The 19,704-nt window shown below is 33.4% G+C and carries 18 protein-coding genes; all 18 read right to left on the bottom strand.

The features are described 5' to 3' along the window. A partial coding sequence (locus QVP35_RS09255) for a polysaccharide biosynthesis protein (RefSeq protein WP_288187846.1) occupies positions 1–1,528 on the bottom strand: 1,528 nt, incomplete at its 3' end. Between the two features lie 46 nt (positions 1,529–1,574). After that, a complete protein-coding gene (locus QVP35_RS09250; protein WP_009290634.1) occupies positions 1,575–2,705 on the bottom strand; it encodes a DegT/DnrJ/EryC1/StrS family aminotransferase in 1,131 nt (376 codons plus the stop codon). Positions 2,706–2,720: 15 nt separating this feature from the next. Then, positions 2,721–4,004 carry a right-handed parallel beta-helix repeat-containing protein gene (locus QVP35_RS09245; protein WP_147510131.1) on the bottom strand — a complete coding sequence of 428 codons (1,284 nt, stop codon included), beginning with the start codon at positions 4,002–4,004 and terminating at the stop codon, positions 2,721–2,723. A gap of 270 nt (positions 4,005–4,274) precedes the next feature. Then, on the bottom strand, positions 4,275–4,856 hold the full coding sequence (locus QVP35_RS09240) for an acyltransferase (RefSeq protein WP_009290632.1): 582 nt from the start codon (positions 4,854–4,856) through the stop codon (positions 4,275–4,277). Continuing rightward, complete coding sequence (locus QVP35_RS09235; RefSeq protein ID WP_009290631.1) at positions 4,856–5,929, bottom strand: Gfo/Idh/MocA family protein; 1,074 nt, start codon at positions 5,927–5,929, stop codon at positions 4,856–4,858. The genes QVP35_RS09240 and QVP35_RS09235 overlap by 1 nt, the downstream gene beginning before the upstream one ends. Before the next feature lie 90 nt (positions 5,930–6,019). Next, on the bottom strand, positions 6,020–6,922 hold the full coding sequence (locus QVP35_RS09230) for a DapH/DapD/GlmU-related protein (protein ID WP_022261072.1): 903 nt from the start codon (positions 6,920–6,922) through the stop codon (positions 6,020–6,022). Continuing rightward, complete coding sequence (locus QVP35_RS09225) at positions 6,907–7,311, bottom strand: MaoC family dehydratase (protein ID WP_009290629.1); 405 nt, start codon at positions 7,309–7,311, stop codon at positions 6,907–6,909. Before QVP35_RS09225 ends, QVP35_RS09230 begins: the two co-directional genes overlap by 16 nt. A gap of 14 nt (positions 7,312–7,325) precedes the next feature. Next, positions 7,326–8,060 (bottom strand): hypothetical protein, encoded by a 735-nt coding sequence (locus QVP35_RS09220; RefSeq protein WP_009290628.1) that lies wholly within the window; start codon positions 8,058–8,060, stop codon positions 7,326–7,328. Position 8,061: 1 nt separating this feature from the next. Then, positions 8,062–9,375 (bottom strand): nucleotide sugar dehydrogenase, encoded by a 1,314-nt coding sequence (locus QVP35_RS09215; protein ID WP_009290627.1) that lies wholly within the window; start codon positions 9,373–9,375, stop codon positions 8,062–8,064. A gap of 15 nt (positions 9,376–9,390) precedes the next feature. Further along, entirely contained in the window at positions 9,391–10,479 is a 1,089-nt protein-coding gene (gene wecB, locus QVP35_RS09210; RefSeq protein WP_009290626.1) for a non-hydrolyzing UDP-N-acetylglucosamine 2-epimerase, read from the bottom strand. A 16-nt stretch (positions 10,480–10,495) separates the two neighbouring features. Then, positions 10,496–12,319 (bottom strand): asparagine synthase (glutamine-hydrolyzing), encoded by a 1,824-nt coding sequence (gene asnB, locus QVP35_RS09205; RefSeq protein WP_022261071.1) that lies wholly within the window; start codon positions 12,317–12,319, stop codon positions 10,496–10,498. Positions 12,320–12,339: 20 nt separating this feature from the next. Then, positions 12,340–13,314, bottom strand: a complete 975-nt coding sequence (locus QVP35_RS09200; protein ID WP_009290623.1) for a D-glucuronyl C5-epimerase — start codon at positions 13,312–13,314, stop codon at positions 12,340–12,342. Next, positions 13,298–14,614, bottom strand: a complete 1,317-nt coding sequence (locus QVP35_RS09195) for a lipid II flippase MurJ (protein ID WP_022261070.1) — start codon at positions 14,612–14,614, stop codon at positions 13,298–13,300. The genes QVP35_RS09200 and QVP35_RS09195 overlap by 17 nt, the downstream gene beginning before the upstream one ends. A 1-nt stretch (position 14,615) precedes the next feature. Then, entirely contained in the window at positions 14,616–15,929 is a 1,314-nt protein-coding gene (locus QVP35_RS09190; RefSeq protein WP_022261069.1) for an O-antigen ligase family protein, read from the bottom strand. Further along, complete coding sequence (locus QVP35_RS09185) at positions 15,926–17,194, bottom strand: glycosyltransferase family 4 protein (RefSeq protein WP_022261068.1); 1,269 nt, start codon at positions 17,192–17,194, stop codon at positions 15,926–15,928. The genes QVP35_RS09190 and QVP35_RS09185 overlap by 4 nt, the downstream gene beginning before the upstream one ends. Positions 17,195–17,280: 86 nt before the next feature. After that, positions 17,281–17,916: a NeuD/PglB/VioB family sugar acetyltransferase gene (locus QVP35_RS09180; RefSeq protein WP_022261067.1), complete on the bottom strand. Its 636-nt coding sequence runs from the start codon at positions 17,914–17,916 to the stop codon at positions 17,281–17,283. Positions 17,917–17,931: 15 nt separating this feature from the next. Continuing rightward, the gene (locus QVP35_RS09175) at positions 17,932–18,561 is read right to left on the bottom strand and encodes a sugar transferase (protein ID WP_287630178.1); all 630 of its coding nucleotides are present in this window, start codon (positions 18,559–18,561) and stop codon (positions 17,932–17,934) included. Beyond that, complete coding sequence (locus QVP35_RS09170; protein ID WP_009290617.1) at positions 18,552–19,700, bottom strand: DegT/DnrJ/EryC1/StrS family aminotransferase; 1,149 nt, start codon at positions 19,698–19,700, stop codon at positions 18,552–18,554. Before QVP35_RS09170 ends, QVP35_RS09175 begins: the two co-directional genes overlap by 10 nt. Between the last annotated feature and the right edge of the window lie 4 nt (positions 19,701–19,704).

Raw genomic sequence — 19,704 nt, 5'->3', positions numbered from 1 at the left:
CTAAAACAAAAATCTCGCCGCCCTTTGCATAAGCCCCTGCTTGTAGTACTAATGATACCGCTTCTGGTATTGTCATAAAATATCTAATAATGTCAGGATGGGTAACTGTTACTGGTCCCCCCTCCTCAATCTGTTTCTTAAATAGCGGGATGACAGAACCATTAGAACCTAAAACATTTCCAAATCGTACAGCAACAAACTCTGTACGGGATTTTTTCCCAAAAGTTTGTACTATCATTTCACAAATTCGTTTGGTAGCTCCCATAATATTAGTTGGGTTTACGGCTTTATCTGTAGAAATTAGGATAAACTTTTCTGCGCCATACTTATCTGCCGATTTTGCTACATGAAAAGTACCAAACACATTATTTTTTATGGCTTCATTTGGAGATGTTTCCATAAGAGGAACATGTTTGTGAGCTGCTGCATGATAAACGGTGTCCGGATGATAATCATGAAACACTTTATCAATTTTTTTAGAATTTCTTACTGAGGCAATTAAAACCTTTAAATTCAATGCAGGATATTTTCTCATTAATTCTTGTTGTATATCGTAAGCATTATTTTCATATATATCCAGTAAAATCAATTGCTTTGGACCATGTTTGGCAATTTGTCTGCAAAGTTCACTGCCAATGGAACCTCCTCCACCAGTTACCATAACCACTTTATCATTGACATATCCCATTATTTCTTCAGTATTAATATGTATTTGGTCTCTTCCAAGCAAATCTTCTATTTCAACATTTCTTAATGAACTAATACTCACTCTATCAGTTAGTATTTCATATATTCCGGGCAAAACCTTGATTTTGCAATCAGTTTTACTGCAAATATCAATAATTTCTTTCCGTCTAAGGCCAGTAATACTTGGAATTGCTATATAGATTTCGTCTATATCATACTCTTCAGCGGCTATAGGAATCTGTTCTCTCTTTCCAACTACTTTTTTGCCCTGCAGATAACGCCCCTGTTTTGTATCCATGTCATCAATAAAACAAATGACAATCTTATTTAATTTATCAGAATTAGAAATTTCTTTTGCAATTTGATTTCCGGCCTCACCTGCACCTACAATCATTATGCGACTTTTTTCTCCACGACTTCTTCCAAATATTTCATGTTCTTGTAAATACAAACGCGCAAAACGATAGACAAACCTTATTCCTCCAGTTAAAGCAGTCAATAGTAATAAGTAAATGCAATACCAAGATCGAAACATATCCACTCCTAGCAGCACAAATACACCCATAATTATTCCGATTGATATTATGTTGGCAAGAATAATATTTCTAACCTCATATATACTGGCATACAGCCACAGACTAGAATAAAATTTCATAGATATGAATACTGTCATTGTTAGAACTATAATAATGGGTATGTATCTATTTAATAATAATAAATAGTAGGATTCTATTCCACCGTTAAATCTTATCCATAAAGCTCCATATGATGAAACTAATATTGCCATTATATCAAAAATAATAAGTCCTACTCTTCTAATACTTATTGATTTCCATTTCATTGTATTTTATCCTCAGTTTTTTATTTTAACACATTATAGAAAAAGTTCATCTGTTTTTATAGTCATCTATATATCCCGCTACTTCTTGAATCTCTTCGCTGCTCAAATATGGATGGATTGGAAGTGAGAGTACAGTCTCACATAATTTATTTGTCACTGTATAATCCTTTTCCTCATAGCAATATTGCTGAAATGCTTTCTGATGATGCATGGGCTTCTGATAATAAATCATAGATGGAACTTTTTTTGTTCCTAAAAACGCCCTCAATTCATCTCTTTCTTTTGAACTAGATAACGTGATTGTATACTGGGCCCAACTTGAGCAAAATCCTTCAGGTACGATTGGTGTCTTGACCTTGTCCTTTAATAATGTTGTATATATCTCTGCTGCTTTATTAATATTTGATAACTCATATTTCTGAAAAGCGTCTAATTTTACCAGTAATATTGCAGCCTGAAGAGTATCAAGCCGTGAATTCAACCCCACTCTAATGTTATCGTATTTACCATTTCCTTTCCCATGAATTCTAAATGATCTGATTAGTTCTGCTATATCATCATCATCAGTAAAAATTGCACCCCCGTCACCATAACACCCTAAAGGTTTAGCCGGAAAAAAAGAAGTCGTACCTATATTCCCAAAACTGCACGCCTTTCTTTCACGTATAGTTCCACCAAAACCTTGTGCACCATCCTCAAGCAAAAGCAAATCATATTTATTAGCAATATGGGTAATTTCCTGATAATTTGCTGGAAGACCAAAGAGATCTACGGAAACAATCGCCTTTGGACTTAATACTCCTTCTGTTAGAATCTTTTCAATCTGTTCTTGTAATTTTTTTGGATCAATATTAAATGTATCTTCATCCACATCTACAAATATAGGAGTGGCCCCCTGAAGAGCAACGACTTCTCCAGATGAAAAGAAAGTGAAATCAGGAACAAAGACAGCATCTCCGACTCCTACATCCCATGCCATAAGTGCCAGCTGTAAAGCATCTGTACCATTGGCACAAGAAATGCAATGTTTTACACCAACATATTCTGCAAGTTTTTGCTCAAACTGCTTAACTTGTCCACCCATAATAAAATCACAATTTTTCATTACCGACTGTACAGCTTTATCTATATCAGATTTAAGCTCCTGATACTGCTGTTTTAAATCCCTGAACTCCATCTAAAATACCTCATGTTATCTTATATTACGTGTTTTTTGTTCTGTAATATTGTCCTTTTGAATAATCCCTTTCGGATTTCCCCAGAGCACGATATCTCCTCCATATCCAGCCTCTTCAGGATCTACATAGTTATTGCCTGATAAAATATTATTTTGTATGATACATTTCTTGCTCTTTTCCCCTATTGAAATACCGGAAATCAAATTGTTTGTAACATAATTTCCAGAAATATTAGAATTTGAAATTTCTTCTGCACAAATGCCACCTGAATTTCGTTCTGTTCTATTATTCTGAATTAAATACCCTTCACCGCTTTCTAAATAGATACCGTATGTAACATTCGCTTGAATCACATTATCTGAAATATTATTGCCTGATCTTTTTCCCTTTAATGCCCAAATCCCATAACAGTTTCCACCTATAATTTGATTATTTTTAATATTATTAAATGATGCAGATTTAAGAATCGTAATTCCATCGCCTGAGTTCAGAGTTGCACCGCTTGAATTAATGACATTGTCTGTAATTATATTATTGCTCCCAAAAAGATATATTCCACCAGAACAATCGTAAAATGTATTGTCTAATACCTTGCACAGACTAGAGCCAGCATCTATAATAACGGCATTTCTTCCACCTTCTACATGACAACTATTAACAGAAATATTTTCACTTTTCATAATTGCTATATTATTTTGATTATAATTTTCATTGGTTATTTTTATATTGGATAACTCTATATCATGTCCATGATCAACAACAATAATCGACTTCTCACCTCTGGATTTAGTGAGCTTAATAGTTTCATCCATTCCTGAATCTGTCGTCCCGTTTTGTCTAAGTTGATTTTTTATCTGTCCATTTTGTATTGTTATATTAGCTTTTTCATCATTGAAAAGCTCCAAATAACCGGCTTTACTTTTGTATATTCTATGAGGTCGCTCTTTTAATAGAAATCTTTTCTCGTCCAATACTTTATCAATGATATTCATTTCACCCTGGGAGCCATCAGACAAATAAACCCTCTGGCCCTTTTTTATATTTTGTGTACTTTTTATCTCTACGATAAACTTTTTGGGATCCTGCAGTGGTTTAATCTCTACGTCTTTCATTAGATCTAATTTCGTTTTCTTCTCTACATTTCCTATATAAAACAGTGGATTCCCACCTTTTTTTAACAAAGTATGTCCATTCAGATTCAAATTAGTATTAGCACCAATATACAATGTTCTGTCTTTACATAAAATATCACTCTTTAGTACAATATTTAAACTCACATTTTCTCTTTCCTTTTTCAATACCGTCTCTAATTCTTCAAACGTTTTTACATTATGTGTTACTTGAAGACTCTGAGTACGCTCCTCAGCCTTTACCCCCCCCCTCTATCAGAATTGAGACTCATTATTAAAATAATCATAATCAAACTCAAAATTGTCCTTTGTCCAATGTTTTTCATTTTATCCCCTCCATTATTATGTATTGTTAAAATTTACAAACTAAAAAATCAAAATATACCCTACCTTTATATATTAACGTCTATACAAACGGCTGATTTAATGATTCATTTTTTAAGTCTTATCAATTATCTCTGACAGAGTCTTATCCGCCTTTAGTTCATATTTTCTACTACAAATCTCACACTCAAATTTTTTAAGTACAGATCCACATTCACAAACCCAACCAATTTGTCTTGCTGGAATTCCTGCTACTAACGCGTAATCTTTTACATCATCTGTTACTACGGCTCCAGCAGCAACCATAGCCCATTGTCCCACTACACACCCACAAACAATTGTCGCATTTGCACCAATTGAAGCCCCCGTTTTCAATATTGTCTTTTTAAATCCGGCTTTCCCTTTTGGATACTTGGCTCTGGGAGTCAAATCATTTGTAAAAACCATAGATGGACCGCAGAATACATAATTATGAAGTTCAACACCTTCATATATTGATACATTATTCTGAACTTTGCACCCATCACCGATTAATACATTGTTAGAGATATTTACATTTTGTCCAAAAGAACACCCTTTTCCTATTTTAGCACCGCTTTGAACATGACAAAAATGCCAAATCTTTGTTCCATGACCAATTGAAACATCTTCATCAATATAACTACTTTCATGAATAAAGTACTCATTCTGATCCATTAAAATTCTCCAATCATATCTACGCTTGAAAAATCTTTTAGAGGGAGATGCACAACTTCGCCTGTTCTCTGACTTTTATAAATTGCCAGGACCATCTCTAAAGCTCTCATTCCCGCTTCAGCATCTACATATGGATCTCGATCATCTCGAATCGCTTCCATCATATCACTAAAGAGACTGGTATGTCCATTTCCATAAACATTGCTTGTTGCCTCCTGTAAGCCTTTATTTTTCATATCTTCCTTTGTTTCCTTCGAAAACTCCCAGACATCAATATTATTTGTCGACTTTCCTCCAAGCTTTACAGTACCATTTTCTCCAAATAGATAAAGCGTTTCTTCCAGATTCTTCGGATATACATTTGTAGTACCCTCAATAGTAGCAATTGCCCCATTTTTAAACTTTATCACAGCTAATCCTACATCTTCTGCTTCTAAATAATCATGGAATTGTTGCCTTGTAACTCCATAAACACTTTCAACTTCATCACCAAGCATCCATCTTAGTAAATCGATTCCATGGATACATTGGTTCATCAATGCTCCTCCATCTTGTTTCCAGGTACCACGCCAAGGTGCTTGTGTATAATAATTCTTATTTCTATTCCATCTTACATGAATTGACCCATGAGAAAGCTTTCCAAATCTGTTGCTTTCCAAAGCTTCTCTCATTTTTTGTACAGCAATATTAAACCTATTTTGATGACAGGCGGCAACCTTCACTCCTCTTTTTTTCGACAAGTTTATAATTTTTTCCGCATCTTGCATACACATAGCCATAGGCTTTTCAATGATCACATGAATTCCATGCTCAATACAATATAGAGCAATGTCTGCATGCAAACCGCTTTCTGTCGCAATACTGATCAAATCAATATCGTTTTCCTCTATCATGTTTTTATAATCTGTATAACGCCTGATCGTTGTATCATTTTCCAATCCATGCTTCATTAACACATCTTCCATATGTTCAGGAATCAGATCACAGACGGCAACGAATTCAAAGTTATTACTGACGGCCGCCTGAACATGATTTGTTGAAATTCTTCCACAACCTATTAGTGCATATTTCATATTAGCCTATCTCCTTTATAAATCTGATAATCTCTTTTACGATCTTTTCAGCAACATGTCCATTGCCAAAAGGCATATATTTACCAGCAACTATCTTTCTTTAAGGATCCTTGCCGGTATTCCAATTGCAACTTTATTATCAGGGACATCCTTTGTCACTACAGAACCCATACCAACCATCGTATTGTTTCCTACAACACATTGGTTCCGAATAATACTTCCGGCAACATACGCATTATCTCCAATATGAACGCTTCCATATGATTGCGAACAAATGACAGTAGCATCCTGACCAATATAATTATTGTGTCCGATATGCGTTGACGGCGCAATTTTCACTCCATCCGCAATATAGGTATCATCAATGGTGCCTCTTGCTATATTGACATGGCTGCCAATAAACACATCATTCCCAATATATACGCCTCCATGGTGTTTTACCATAACCTTTTTGTGATTGCCATCTTCGGAGTAACCAAACCCATCCTCTCCGATAACACTCAACGACTGAATATAACAGTTTTTTCCAATGGCGACGTTGTTTTTTATTACAACATTATCACAGATCGTAGTATCGTCGCCTATACAAATTTTTCCCGTGATAGAACAATTGTTTCCTATTCTTGTGTTTTCTCCTAATATGACTTCCCCTCCTATAACTGTATTCTTTCCAATCCGATCGCCGTGATCGCTGTTCTCTTCAAAGAAGTGCTCAATAATAGAGAAGAATATTGCTTTTGAATCCCTGGAAATAATCTGATTCTCCGCAGCTGCATATACCCCCTCTTGTACGACAATCAGTTGTATATCTTTTACATTCGGATACCCATTCCTATCTGATTTAATCCAAGTTATGGTTCCCTCTTTATAATTATCTAAAGAAGAAAATCCCGCAATCGAGCACATTTCGTCTCCTAAAACAGTAAAATCAAATTTCCGACTGTCCAAAAAAGCTTTTATTTCTTTCAGACTAACTTTTATTGCTTCTCCCATTTTACTATCGACTCGCCCTCCAACACAACTTTTTCATTTTGATTGGTACAAACTGTATCCATTATATATATATTCTTTGCCCTCTTTATATCCTTCACGCATACTTTAATTTCAATACAATCATCTATATAGACCGGAAGTTTATAATTAAACGACTGCGATATTAAAATTGTTCCTTCTCCCGGCAATACTGTACCAAGCAGTTTGGAAATACCATTTAATAAAAACAATCCATGAGCTATTCTTTTCTTAAAAATTGTTTGTTCGGCATAATGATCATCCAGATGAACCGGATTATCATCGCCCGACACATTGGCAATTTTTCTTACTATTTCATCGGTTGCAACAACCTTTATCATGGCAGAATCACCTATTAGAAGTTCTTTCATATCATCCTCACAATCTACAAATCCTTTTTCGCCAAGATACTTCCCAGATCTCTTATATTATCACTCAGACTTTCATAACACTGAAATACCTTTTGATGACAAAATTCTTTTAAAACCGTTCTTACATCCTTTTCCTCTTCGTAATACCAAATAGGATGCGTAAGAATATGCAGGCGATTATATTGCTTCTGATTCACAATTTCTAAAACATCTTCCCGCCAATTTCTTCTGGAATCGGATATATACTTGAAATTTTTAAAGAACTCTGCTCCATAGCTGTTGATCACATTACCTGATCTTATGACATAATTGGAATCCAAAGTTTTTTGAGATGGTCTATGCATTGATACACTTATTACCCTGCTGTCCCCTCCCAGAAAGCTCTCTAAAATATCCAATTCTTTTTCTATTGCGTCCGGAACATTAATCTCTCTCTTTTCATACTTCTCCTCATCAAAATGCAACCCTATATCGTGTCCGCAATCTTTAATTTTCTGTAAAAGATATATATTCTTCTTTGAAAACGCATTATAAAAATCACTGCTGATCAGAACATAATATGTAGATTTCACTCCCAGGCTGGCTTCTAATTTTGCCAAATCCAGTGCCCTTTCAATATCCATATCAATATCATGTCGCAAAATAACTGCGTACTCATATTGAGAATAATTCAAATAATCACTAAAAACATATTCTCTGTCTTTTAAAGAAGTTATCAACTGCTTATATGCGTTATAAGTAAATCTCATATTACAAAACCTCAATATTATCTCTGATATCGATATTTTTCATCACATTCTTGGTGTCAAAAATTGCAACTGCATTTTTTTGAACCATTTCATAATCAATATTGGTATGTGCGGCTGTAATGCAGATCAAATCATACAACGCAACGACATCCGCATCAAACTTACTAATGCCCTTATGTTTTTTACCTTGATATTTGTATTCCGATATATACGGATCATAAAACTCCACATTTGATCCTTTTTTCGCAAACTCTTCAATTACCTTGAGTGCAGGACTTTCGCGATAATCATCAATATCCTGTTTGTATGCAACTCCCAAGACCAATACTCTTGATCCATTCAACGGTTTCTTATGTCGGTTCAAAATATTACCTGCTCTTTCCACAGTATATTCCGGCATCTTATCATTAATCATCATTGAACTTTCAATCATAGATGTATGGAAACCATATTCCCTTGCCTTCCATGAAAGATAATATGGATCAAGCGGAATACAATGACCACCAAGTCCCGGGCCGGGATAAAATGCCTGAAAGCCATACGGCTTTGTTTTCGCAGCATCAATTACTTCCCATAAACTAATCCTCATCTCATGGCAGAGAATTGCCAACTCGTTTACGAGACCGATATTGATATTACGATAGGTATTTTCCAAAATTTTTTCCATTTCTGCTACCGCCGGAGAGGACACCTCATATACATCTCCTTCCAATACCGTGCGATACATGGTTGCAATGACTTCCGTGGCATCTTTTCCTACGCCCCCAACAACCTTCGGCGTATTTTTTGTCTTATAAATTAAATTACCCGGATCAACACGTTCCGGTGAAAAGCCAAGGTAGAAGTCCTCTCCGCACTTTAGTCCGGAACCTTCCTCTAAAATAGGCTTTATCAGTTCTTCCGTAGTTCCCGGATAAGTTGTGGATTCCAATACAACCATGGTATTCTTTTTAAGATATTTAGAAATTGCTTCCGTAGAACTTTTTACATAACTAATATCTGGCTGCTGATGCACGTCTAAAGGAGTTGGAACACAAATTGCAATAAAATCCGTCTCCTTGACAAAGCTAAAATCTGTTGTCGCTTTAAGCATTCCGGTCTCTACCAATTTCTTTAAATCAGAATCCACTACATCGCCAATATAATTATGTCCCGAGTTGACCGCATCAACTTTTGATGCCTGTATATCAAATCCAATAGTCTCAAATCCCGCTTTTGCCTTTTCTACAGCTAGTGGAAGTCCAACATAACCCAGACCAACGACTCCAACCTTAATATTTTTATTTCTGATTCTCTCAAGTAATAAATCTTTCATGAATTTTCCTCCAGGTTAGATCAATTTGTATGTTTTTAAAATCTCTACGACTTGCTCTGACGTAGTTCCATCACCAAACAGATCCCCATTGTTACAATCTTCAGTTCCTTTTACTGCGTTTGCAATTTTTATTTTATCGCTTCTGTCTCTGCTGTCATCAAAATCAATTGTAATAATATGTTCTCTATTCACCAATTCTTTCCAAGGGTTAAATTTAAGCATAAACAAGCACCTTTTTTTCGCAAAATATGTCTCTTTTGAAACTCCTCCCGAATCACACAAAACATATTTACAATCATTCATCAGTGCAACCATGTCCATATACCCTATTGGTTCAACAATTTTCAGATTTTCAATCTTTAAAGCTTTTTCCCACAATCCAAATATTTCAAGCATTTTTTTGGTTCGGGGATGCAAAGGACATAAAACTTGGTCATTAATTCTCACAATAAAATTTAAAATTTTATTCATTCGCTCTTTTGAATTTGTATTTTCTTGTCTGTGCCAAGTCATAAGCACATATTCTTCTTTATCAACATTATACTTTTCCAAAATTTCTTTATTGCCCTTTTTCTTACAATATAAAAAAGTATCATGCATAATATCCCCAGTAAAGAAGACACCTTCCATAATATTTTCTTTTTTAAGATTTTCTACCGAATCTCTATCAGGACAACACAAAATTTTTGAAATATGATCAACTAAAGTTCTATTGATCTCCTCTGGATTATTTTTTGCATAGGTACGCGGTCCTGCTTCTATATGTACAATAGGTATATCTAACTTTACCGCTGCCAATGCTGCTGCCAAAGTTGAATTTGTGTCTCCGTATACAACTACAGCCGATGGAGAAATATCATTCATTAGCTTTTCTAGTTCCATCAATGCCATGCCAGTCATTTGGGCATGTGATCCACTGCCTATCCTTAAGTTTTTATAAGGTTTTTCTATTCCAAGTTCATTAAAAAAGATGTCCGACATATTTTCATCATAGTGTTGTCCCGTATGAATTATTATATCTTCATAACCCCTTTTATGAAGTTCCCTGGATAATGGCGCTAACTTTATTAATTGCGGCCTATTACCCACTACATGCATTATCATGGTTCACCCTCCTGACTTAAACATTTGCTTTTACATTAAATTTTCTCATCCACAATTCCAAACAAATAAAACGAAAAAGGCCTGCTCCATTTTTATTAACCAATATTTCATCCCAGTTATTAATTAGCTTATCAACATCAATAAAAGCTGAAGAGCGAACTTCTTTCTCTAAAAATATTCCTTTAAAATACTCTTTTTCATTCTTTAGCCAAGTATCCTCTGGTGTAGCAAACCCAATTTTATCTTTCCTCTTTTTTATCGCCTCAGGCATACTTAATGCTTTTCTCATAATATACTTTGACCATCCATGATATATTTTTTTCCCAATAGGTAAATTTGCACAGAACTCTACAAAATGATAATCTAAAAATGGTAGACGACTTTCTATAGAAAATGCCATAGAATTTCGATCTGCATATCTTAATAGCGCAGGCAGAGATGCCACGAATACATCGTTGTACTGAAAGTTTGTTTTTCTTGAATAATCAAAACCATTTTCTTTCTCTTCAAATCTCTTATTGAGATAGTTATTTTTTATTTCTACTTTATTTTTTGAAAAAATTTTACGTATTTTTAATATATCATTTTGTAAAAACATTGTACTTTTTACTTGTGAAATTGATCCAAATAATTCTATTATAGCTGTCACAAAGCGTTTTTCCTTTAATAGTTTATTAATATAATAAATTCTTGATTTCCTGTATCCACACAATATTTCATCAGCTCCTTGACCATCTAATAATACAGTAATCCCATTCTTTTTTGCATCTTTATATACACAATAGCTTGCATACATCCCTGTTGAAGAAAATGGTTCATCCTGATAATAGATTAAATCTTCTAGTTCATTCTTCAAATCATTTTCACTAGAAAAAACCTGATGTGAAATAGTATCAGTATGTTGTGTCACTACATTCATATATTTTCTTTCATCAATTCTTTTGTCATCTGTACAAAAAGAGAAAGTATGCTGCTCTTTTTTTTCTGGCATCTTGTTAAGGATTTCATCAATGCAACAAACAATAGAAGAAGAATCTAATCCCCCTGAGAGACAACTTCCAACCGGAACATCTGCTCTCAAACGTAGCTTCACTGAATTCTCAAATGTTGTTTTACAGGTTTTTTTATCATTTATATTTACCCTTGCTTTTGTTTCTTCATTAAACTTCAAATCATAAAACCGTTTTATTTCTATCTCTATATTTTCTTTAATCAACATATAATGCCCTGCCGGCAATTTATAAACATTTTTAAAAAAAGTTTCATTTGTATGTTCTACCAATCCTTGTGTTAAATAGTCGAAAACTATAGGTTCATTTGCAACCCGTTCAATTTTCTTATCGCAAAGTAATGCTTTGATTTCAGATGCAAATAAAAAACGTTCATTATTAATATTATAATAAAATGGTTTAATGCCAAAACGATCTCGGGCACAAAACAGCTGTTTCTTTTTTTTATCCCACAAAGAAAATGCCCACATACCATTAAATCTGCTTAAACAATCCACTCCCCAAAAATCATATGCTGCAAGTATAACTTCTGTATCGGTATTTGTTGTAAAATTATAACCTCTCTTTTGTAATTCATCTTTCAATTCTAAATAGTTGTATATTTCTCCATTGAAAACTATGACATAACGTTCTAGATATTTCATCGGTTGATGTCCTTTGCTGGTCAGATCAAGAATAGACAATCTTCGGTGACACAACCCGATATATTTGTCTAAAAATAAGCCTTCATAATCAGGTCCTCTATGAGCTAATATACTCCCCATTTCTTTTAAAAACTCACTTCCATCAAAACATCCACTTTTATCTATATAACCACATATTCCACACATACTTTTTCCTTCCCATTATGTCAATAATAAAAAATTTTAAACCAACATTTATATACTAGGGCAACATTCCTAAATACAAAATTTTTCTGATACTTATCCCACTTTTCTGCATAATAACGAAAAATCTCATCTTTTGTTAATTTATACAAAGCTTTTAGCTGCTGTACATGGACATTATGATAAAATTTACTTGCAGGCATTTTGGGCTTTTCAAGATAACAATCTGCTCTTGACCAGAAACCCAAATCAAAATCAGAAAGCCGTTCTTTAAGAGTTAAACAGCACTTATCGAAAATCTCTTTAGCTGTATTGTCTTCATAAAACAAATAATAATCATATACCCCGTACATGGCATATATAAAACCATCTAGGATACATGATATTTTTTCAGTTACAGCTTCCTCCAAATACATTCTTCCTTTGTTATCAAAATTTACTACTCCTCCTTCAAAAACGCTGTATTGGAATGATTGAAACAGATACTGAGCTGCTTTTTCATAGTTTTTCTCTCCTAAAATCAATGCCGCTCTCAACATAAAACTAATCGCTTGACCTTGCGCTATTGCAGAGATATAATTATCTTGAGAAATTTGATTATACTCGTCACCAGAAAAAGTATATTCCAATCTGCCTATTCCTATATCATTAACTATCATATTTTTGTATAGCCAGTCAGCTTGAATTTTCATTTTAGATAAATATTTTTCTTCTTTATTTTTTAAATATTTAGAGCATAATCCCAAACCATACTGAGCTATTGCACAAGGATTATATTGCACCCCCATCTTTCCCTTGTAATCTAATAATAGGACTCCCTGATCATCAAACAAATAATCATAATCTGCTTTGGACGAAAAGTCCAAATAGTAATCACAAATACTTGTATTACTTAAATTATACACCCCACAGCCTTCGTACAAAGGAAGCCACCAAAACGCCAATGATGATGTGTCTTTTTGCACATATCGCTTTAATGTATCAATCAATCTTCCCATTTCGTTTTTTCCTTTTCAGTAAATTTACTTTATAATTTTTTTTCAATATAATTAACCAAATGATAATTGAAATATTAAATGCTATTATATTTCCTAATATAATTCCATTCACTCCCAAACTTTTTATAGTCAGGCATGTCACTCCTATATATACAATCATCTGAACAAATAGTACCCCAAAAGGTTCAAAAAATCTCCCACCTGCATAGGAAATGCTCTGAAAAAAAGAACTCAATGCCATTCCCGCAATTCCACATGCATAAAACTTTAAAGAAATAGCCGTGGCAGCAATATCCTTTCCCCCAAACGCTCCTCTTCCAAATAATAACTGCACCACCCAATTGCCTAGTAATTGAAATAAGATAACTGTTACTACCGCACCAGATATACAAAATAAAACTATTCTTTTTATTATCTTAGATAATTCTTCTTTATGCTCATTTAATATTAGCCGTGTAACATCCGGTAGCATTACTTTTGTTACCGATGTTATAAATAAATACACTGGCAGATTTACTATTTTATAACTATAAGACAAGATTGCTACTGCTCCATCTCCCAATAAAGAGGCAAAAAACTTGTCCAACATCAAATTTATTGAAGTAAAAGAAGAAATAATACAAACAGGTAAAATAGCACCAATAATCATTTTCATACTAGTTTTATTTACTTTTAGAATAGTTACACGAAGATTATATTTAAAACAACAAATAATTAGGACAGTCAAAAACATCAAAATCCCGCCGCACACTGAGCCAACGGCAACATAATATATATTTGCTTTTGTTAAAATCTGCATTAATATTATACTGCCATTCAAAAACAGAGTAGCAGCTGTAGGTATGATAAACTGGTTATTTGCATTTAAAAAAGAATTAAATATCGAAACCATTGAAAGAAAGAAAACATTTGGGGCCAATATTATAACTAGTCTACAGGTTATAACAAATTTATCTCCATGAAATCCTGGTGCAACAAGCCCAACAAATATATTCGGAAAAAACGATATAGCCGCCACTAAAATCAACAATATCATACTACATAAAACAATAGCACTATGAATTAAATTGTCATCTTTTTTTTGTTGTTCCCTTACGAGTAATGGAGTTAACGCTAATGGCACAGCACTTATTAAAATTTGAGTAAATAGTAATGGTATAGTTTCAGCAACCTGAAAAGCCTCCAATCCTTTAGATGTACCCAAATAGAATGCAAAAAGCATCTCTCTAATATAACCAATAACTTGAGATAACATTGTCAAAAATGCTACACTTAATGTAGTACTTAAATATTTCTTCATATCACTCTATCCTATCATATTTTTTATATTCCACCGCCATTGCTGCAAAGAATACAGAGCAAATTATGACAAACTCAATACTTCTAAATACTGCAAAAAAATTAGCATAAACAAATGCCATCGCTATAACAGAAAAACTAAGTAAAAAAACTCCTCCATCCTCTATTTTACCATTAGATTTTTTAAGCATCTTAGCGTTCATTCTTATAATAGCAACTAAAATAATAATTATATATGCAGCGCCTAAAATTCCAAAATCCATTAAAATATAAGCGAGTATATTATGCATATATAATACTGGCCCTCCATAATCAAGTCCATCTGCCTGCCATCGATACCCAATCCCCTGCCCAAATATGGGTGAATTAATGAACGATTTAACAGCCATCTTTAACTCAATAATCCTTACCGAAACGCTTCCTTCATCAACCGTTACTATTTTTTCTGGTTCTTCAGCTTCATTACCTTCTATACTTCCGTTATTATCCGATATTGACACCATCGTTTTCCATCGTTTTCCAAGATTTGTTCCCGCCATTAATATTACCATACAGGCTAATAAACAACATTCAACAATTAAAACCTTTCTTACTAATTTCTTTTTATCTACCCCTTTTTTTCGAACATAAATCACTACACCTATACCCAATACTATCCATCCACCCACAAGCGCCATTAACATTGACTTAGTCTCTGTCAGCATAACTGCTATAAAACAAACGAGAGTACCAAATAAATATTTTTTGTTTTTATTTTTTTTTCTAATATAAAAAAATCCTAAAATTAATGACCCTACCATCGGAATCATCGATGTGGCTTTTATCAAGTGAAATGTCACTCTTTGATATGGATGTCCAAATACATAAACCATATAATATGTAATAATTCGCAAAGCATAAAAAATTGAAATCCAGCCAATTAATCGAATCATATTCTCAATTTGTTTTTGTTGCAAAGCCTGAGTTATGATTACAATATAACAAAACCAAGTAAAAGGCAGTATGCCTCTGACCACATCTGAAATCGGAGTACCTCTGGAAATCCCCCACAAAGCCGATATTGCACATAAAACAATAAATCCAACTACACATAGAAAGCTTCCATCAACGTTTATCCCTTTCTTAGCCCAGTTTTCTTTTAAAAACATTAAAACTGTTGCCACAGATAAACATGCAAAAAGGGTATAAATCAAAATTCGAATTTTATTCATCCTCCCATCCATAGAAGGTAGAATAAACAACAACATAAGTTGCATTAATAATAAAATATATATAACACCAGAATTTTTTAATCTATTTTGTATACTAAATCTCATTTTTCTATCACCGTTATTAATTTTTGAGTCAATTGTGAAAATTCAAAATCTTGTGATGCAACACGGCTATTTTCACACATCTCTTTATATTCCTCTTTATCTAACTTATACATTTTTATGATTCCTTGAACCAGCCCATCAACTGAATTATTTTCTTTTAACACTAATCCACATCTATATTTCTCAACAAGATTATATGCACTTGGCTGTGTGTAGAGCACAGGTTTACCTGCTGCAATATATTCAAACAATTTATTATGACTTCCTCCATATCTAAGGACGTTATGTTTGCTTTCAAATATTTCTTTAGCATAATTTACAATAAGAATATTCCCTTTACTTAAGATATATGGAATATTTTTTTTGGGAACTCTTCCTTTAAACTTTACATTCTGTATTTTATAATCCAAACAATATTTTTCTAAAATCGCTTGCTCATCCCCCTGTCCATATATTAAGAACATGATTTTATTTCCATAAATTTTTTGAACTTCTCCCGCTGCTTTTACGATTCTTCCAATGTCATTTGCTCTCGAGATTGTACCCGTATAAATAATCTTAAAAGCATTACTTTCTAAATCTACATCAAAAAAATAACCACTTTCAACCTGTTGGTCAAATTGTTCCAAATCAATTCCATTGTTAATATAATAAACTTTTTTTAAATCAATAGTTTTATTCCAACCCCTATCAATTATATATTGTTTTCCACCCTCCATCGTAAAAACAATGGCATCCGATCTTTTGTAAATCCACCTTTCTCCATAGTATAAAATCCTTGCTATCATGCTCTTTTCTTTAAGTGCTCCTAGCATAACTAATGTTTCGGGCCATAAATCACGAATTTCAGTTATAATTTTGCAATGAATTTTTTTTGATATAATAATACCTGCAACGCAAGTAAATGGATGAACAGATGATGCAATGATCACATCTGGTTTTTTTAATTTCTTCATCAAAGCCCTATAACTTCTCAACAGACCTACAGAAAACTCTATCATGTTCTTTATTCTCTGTTTACCATTGCCAAAATACGAACCTGTTTTAATGAATACAAAAGGAATGCCTTCCCGCTCTTTTATAATGAACCTCTGATCTTTCTCTTCAATATAATTTTTTGTACCTTTATGTAGAAACGAGGCACAAATTATAACAGGGCGATATCCTTTCTTTTTTAAATTAATTGCAAAGTTATAGTGCCTTCCACCCTGAGTTTCAAACATTTCTGTTGCATAATGATTAATCAGCCAAACGTCCTTTTTCATCATTCTCCTCTTAACGTATATTTACCACATATTTAATAATGTATTATTATATTTTTTCTGTTACATTTCCATTTTCAAATTTTTTATTATTTAATTTTTTTTACTGGGACCCCAACATACACACCTGGTTCTGTCAAATTATTTATGACAACACTTCCTGCCCCCAAAATTGTTCTTTGGCATACTCGGATTCCCTGAATAATTTTTGTACCAACGCCAAGTTCAGAACATCCGTCTAATTGAACATATCCAGATAAATTTGTTGCAGGATATAAGGTAATATAATCTTTTAAAATCACGTCATGACCAACAGTACAATTCCAGTCAATTACATTGAAATCATTCATTTTCACATTTATGCTAAGCACACATCCCGCACAGATAATATTTCCTCTTCCAATTCTAATATCTGGAGAAACCACTGTATCAGGATCCATTAAATTTGGAAAAATGAGATAATCATTTTCTCCAATCTCCTCCCCTATCTTCTTTCTAACCATTGCATTTCCAATTGCACATACAACATTCAGAGATTTACTCACAGACTTCAAATCAGAAACTTTCCCAATTACACTATAGTTCTCTACTTTTGTGCCAATTGCAATATTATCATCTATAAATCCTTTAATTTTCCATTGATTATTTACTTTGTTTATTCTTTCAATCAACCATACAACTTCTCTTCCAAATGCTCCTGCTCCAACAATGACTATTTCATTCATAATATATACTCCGTTTTATTCTTTTGAACCTTTAAAAGCTTCCATAGTGGCTGAAGTACTGCTATTAATTCCTTCTTTCTTAATCACTGTTTTAAATGTTTTAATAAATATCTTAATATCTGTCTTAAAAGAAATATTATCAACATATTTAACATCAAATTCTAATTTTTCTTCCCAACTAATAGAATTCCTTCCATTAACTTGCGCATATCCAGTAATGCCCGGAAGAACTTGATGCCTTCTTTTTTGTCTTTCACTATATAATTCTAGGTATTCAACCAATAAAGGTCTTGGCCCTACAATGGCCATATCTCCTTTTAAAATATTAATTAATTCCGGCAGTTCGTCTAGACTTGATGTTCTTAATGCTTTTCCAAAATTCGTTAACCGTTCTTCATCGGAAAGTAAATTTCCATCTCTATCCGTTTCATTCGTCATCGACCTAAATTTATACATATTAAATATTTCACCATTAAGACCAGGTCTCTTCTGTTTATACAATACTGGTGATCCTAATTTTATTCTTACAGATAACGCAACCATTAAAAAAATTGGACTAAATAGAATCAAAGCCACGAATGCAATACAAAAATCTATACATCTCTTAATAACTTTAATGTAAACCTGTTTGAACATCAGTTCCATAATCCCTTCACAATTTCTATAACTCTTTCTAACTCCTCTTCCGTCATTTTTGTGTCGGATGGTAAACATAATCCTCTTTTAAAAATTTTTTGAGCAGTTGCTCCATTATCAACATATTCATATGTTTTATAAAAAGGCTGCAGATGCATTGGTTTCCATATGGGTCTAGCTTCTATGTTTTTATCTTCTAATGCAAGTTGAATATCTAAAGGTGTCACTGAACATGTTTCAGACAAAACAAACGAAGAAAGCCAACAATTACATTTTTGATTTTTATTGTTATTCGGCATCATCTTTATATCTGATATTTCTTCAAAAGCTTTCTTATAAAACGTATAGATCTTCCTTTTTTTCTCTATGCGTTGATCAAGAACCATCAACTGACCTCTTCCTATTCCCGCCACAACATTGCTCATTCGGTAATTGTATCCTAACTCTTTATGATGATAATAACGTTCAGCTTCTCTTGATTGTGTTGCCCAAAACCGTACTTTTTCTGCTTGTTTCTTTGCCTTCTCTGAATTAAGTAATAACATCCCGCCTCCAGAAGACGTAATAATTTTATTGCCATTGAACGAAAGTACTCCACAACTTCCAAATGTACCCGTCATTTTGCCTTTATATATAGTCCCTAAACTTTCAGCAGCATCTTCCAACAAAGGAACATCATACTTATTACATATCTCTAATATCTCATCAATTTTAGCTGCAATGCCGTATAAATGAACAACAATTACTGCCTTTGGTTTTTTCCCAAAACTTATATATTTCTGAAAAGCTTTTTCTAAAGCATCAGGACTCATATTCCATGTTTCTTCTTCACTGTCTATAAATACTGGTGTTGCATTCTGATAGATGATAGGATTTGCACTGGCAGAAAATGTAAGGCTTTGACAAAACACCAAATCCCCAGCACCAACGCCTAATAGTTTTAAAGCAAGATGAATAGCTGCAGTACCTGCACTTAAAGCCGCTGCATCTTTAGCCCCTGTCACTTGACAAATTTCCTTTTCAAACTGATTTACATTTTCACCAAGAGGAGCAATCCAATTTGTATCAAAAGCTTCTTTTATGTACTCCATTTCATATCCTTCTTCACTCATATGCGGTGAAGAAAGATAAATTCTTTTATTTTGCATAACC

Source organism: Anaerostipes sp. CAG:276 (assembly GCF_000432215.1).
Classification (GTDB): Bacteria; Bacillota; Clostridia; order Lachnospirales; family Lachnospiraceae; genus Anaerostipes; species Anaerostipes caccae.
Note: the sequence above shows the minus strand (reverse complement) of the source record. Positions and strands in the feature narration are given on the sequence as shown.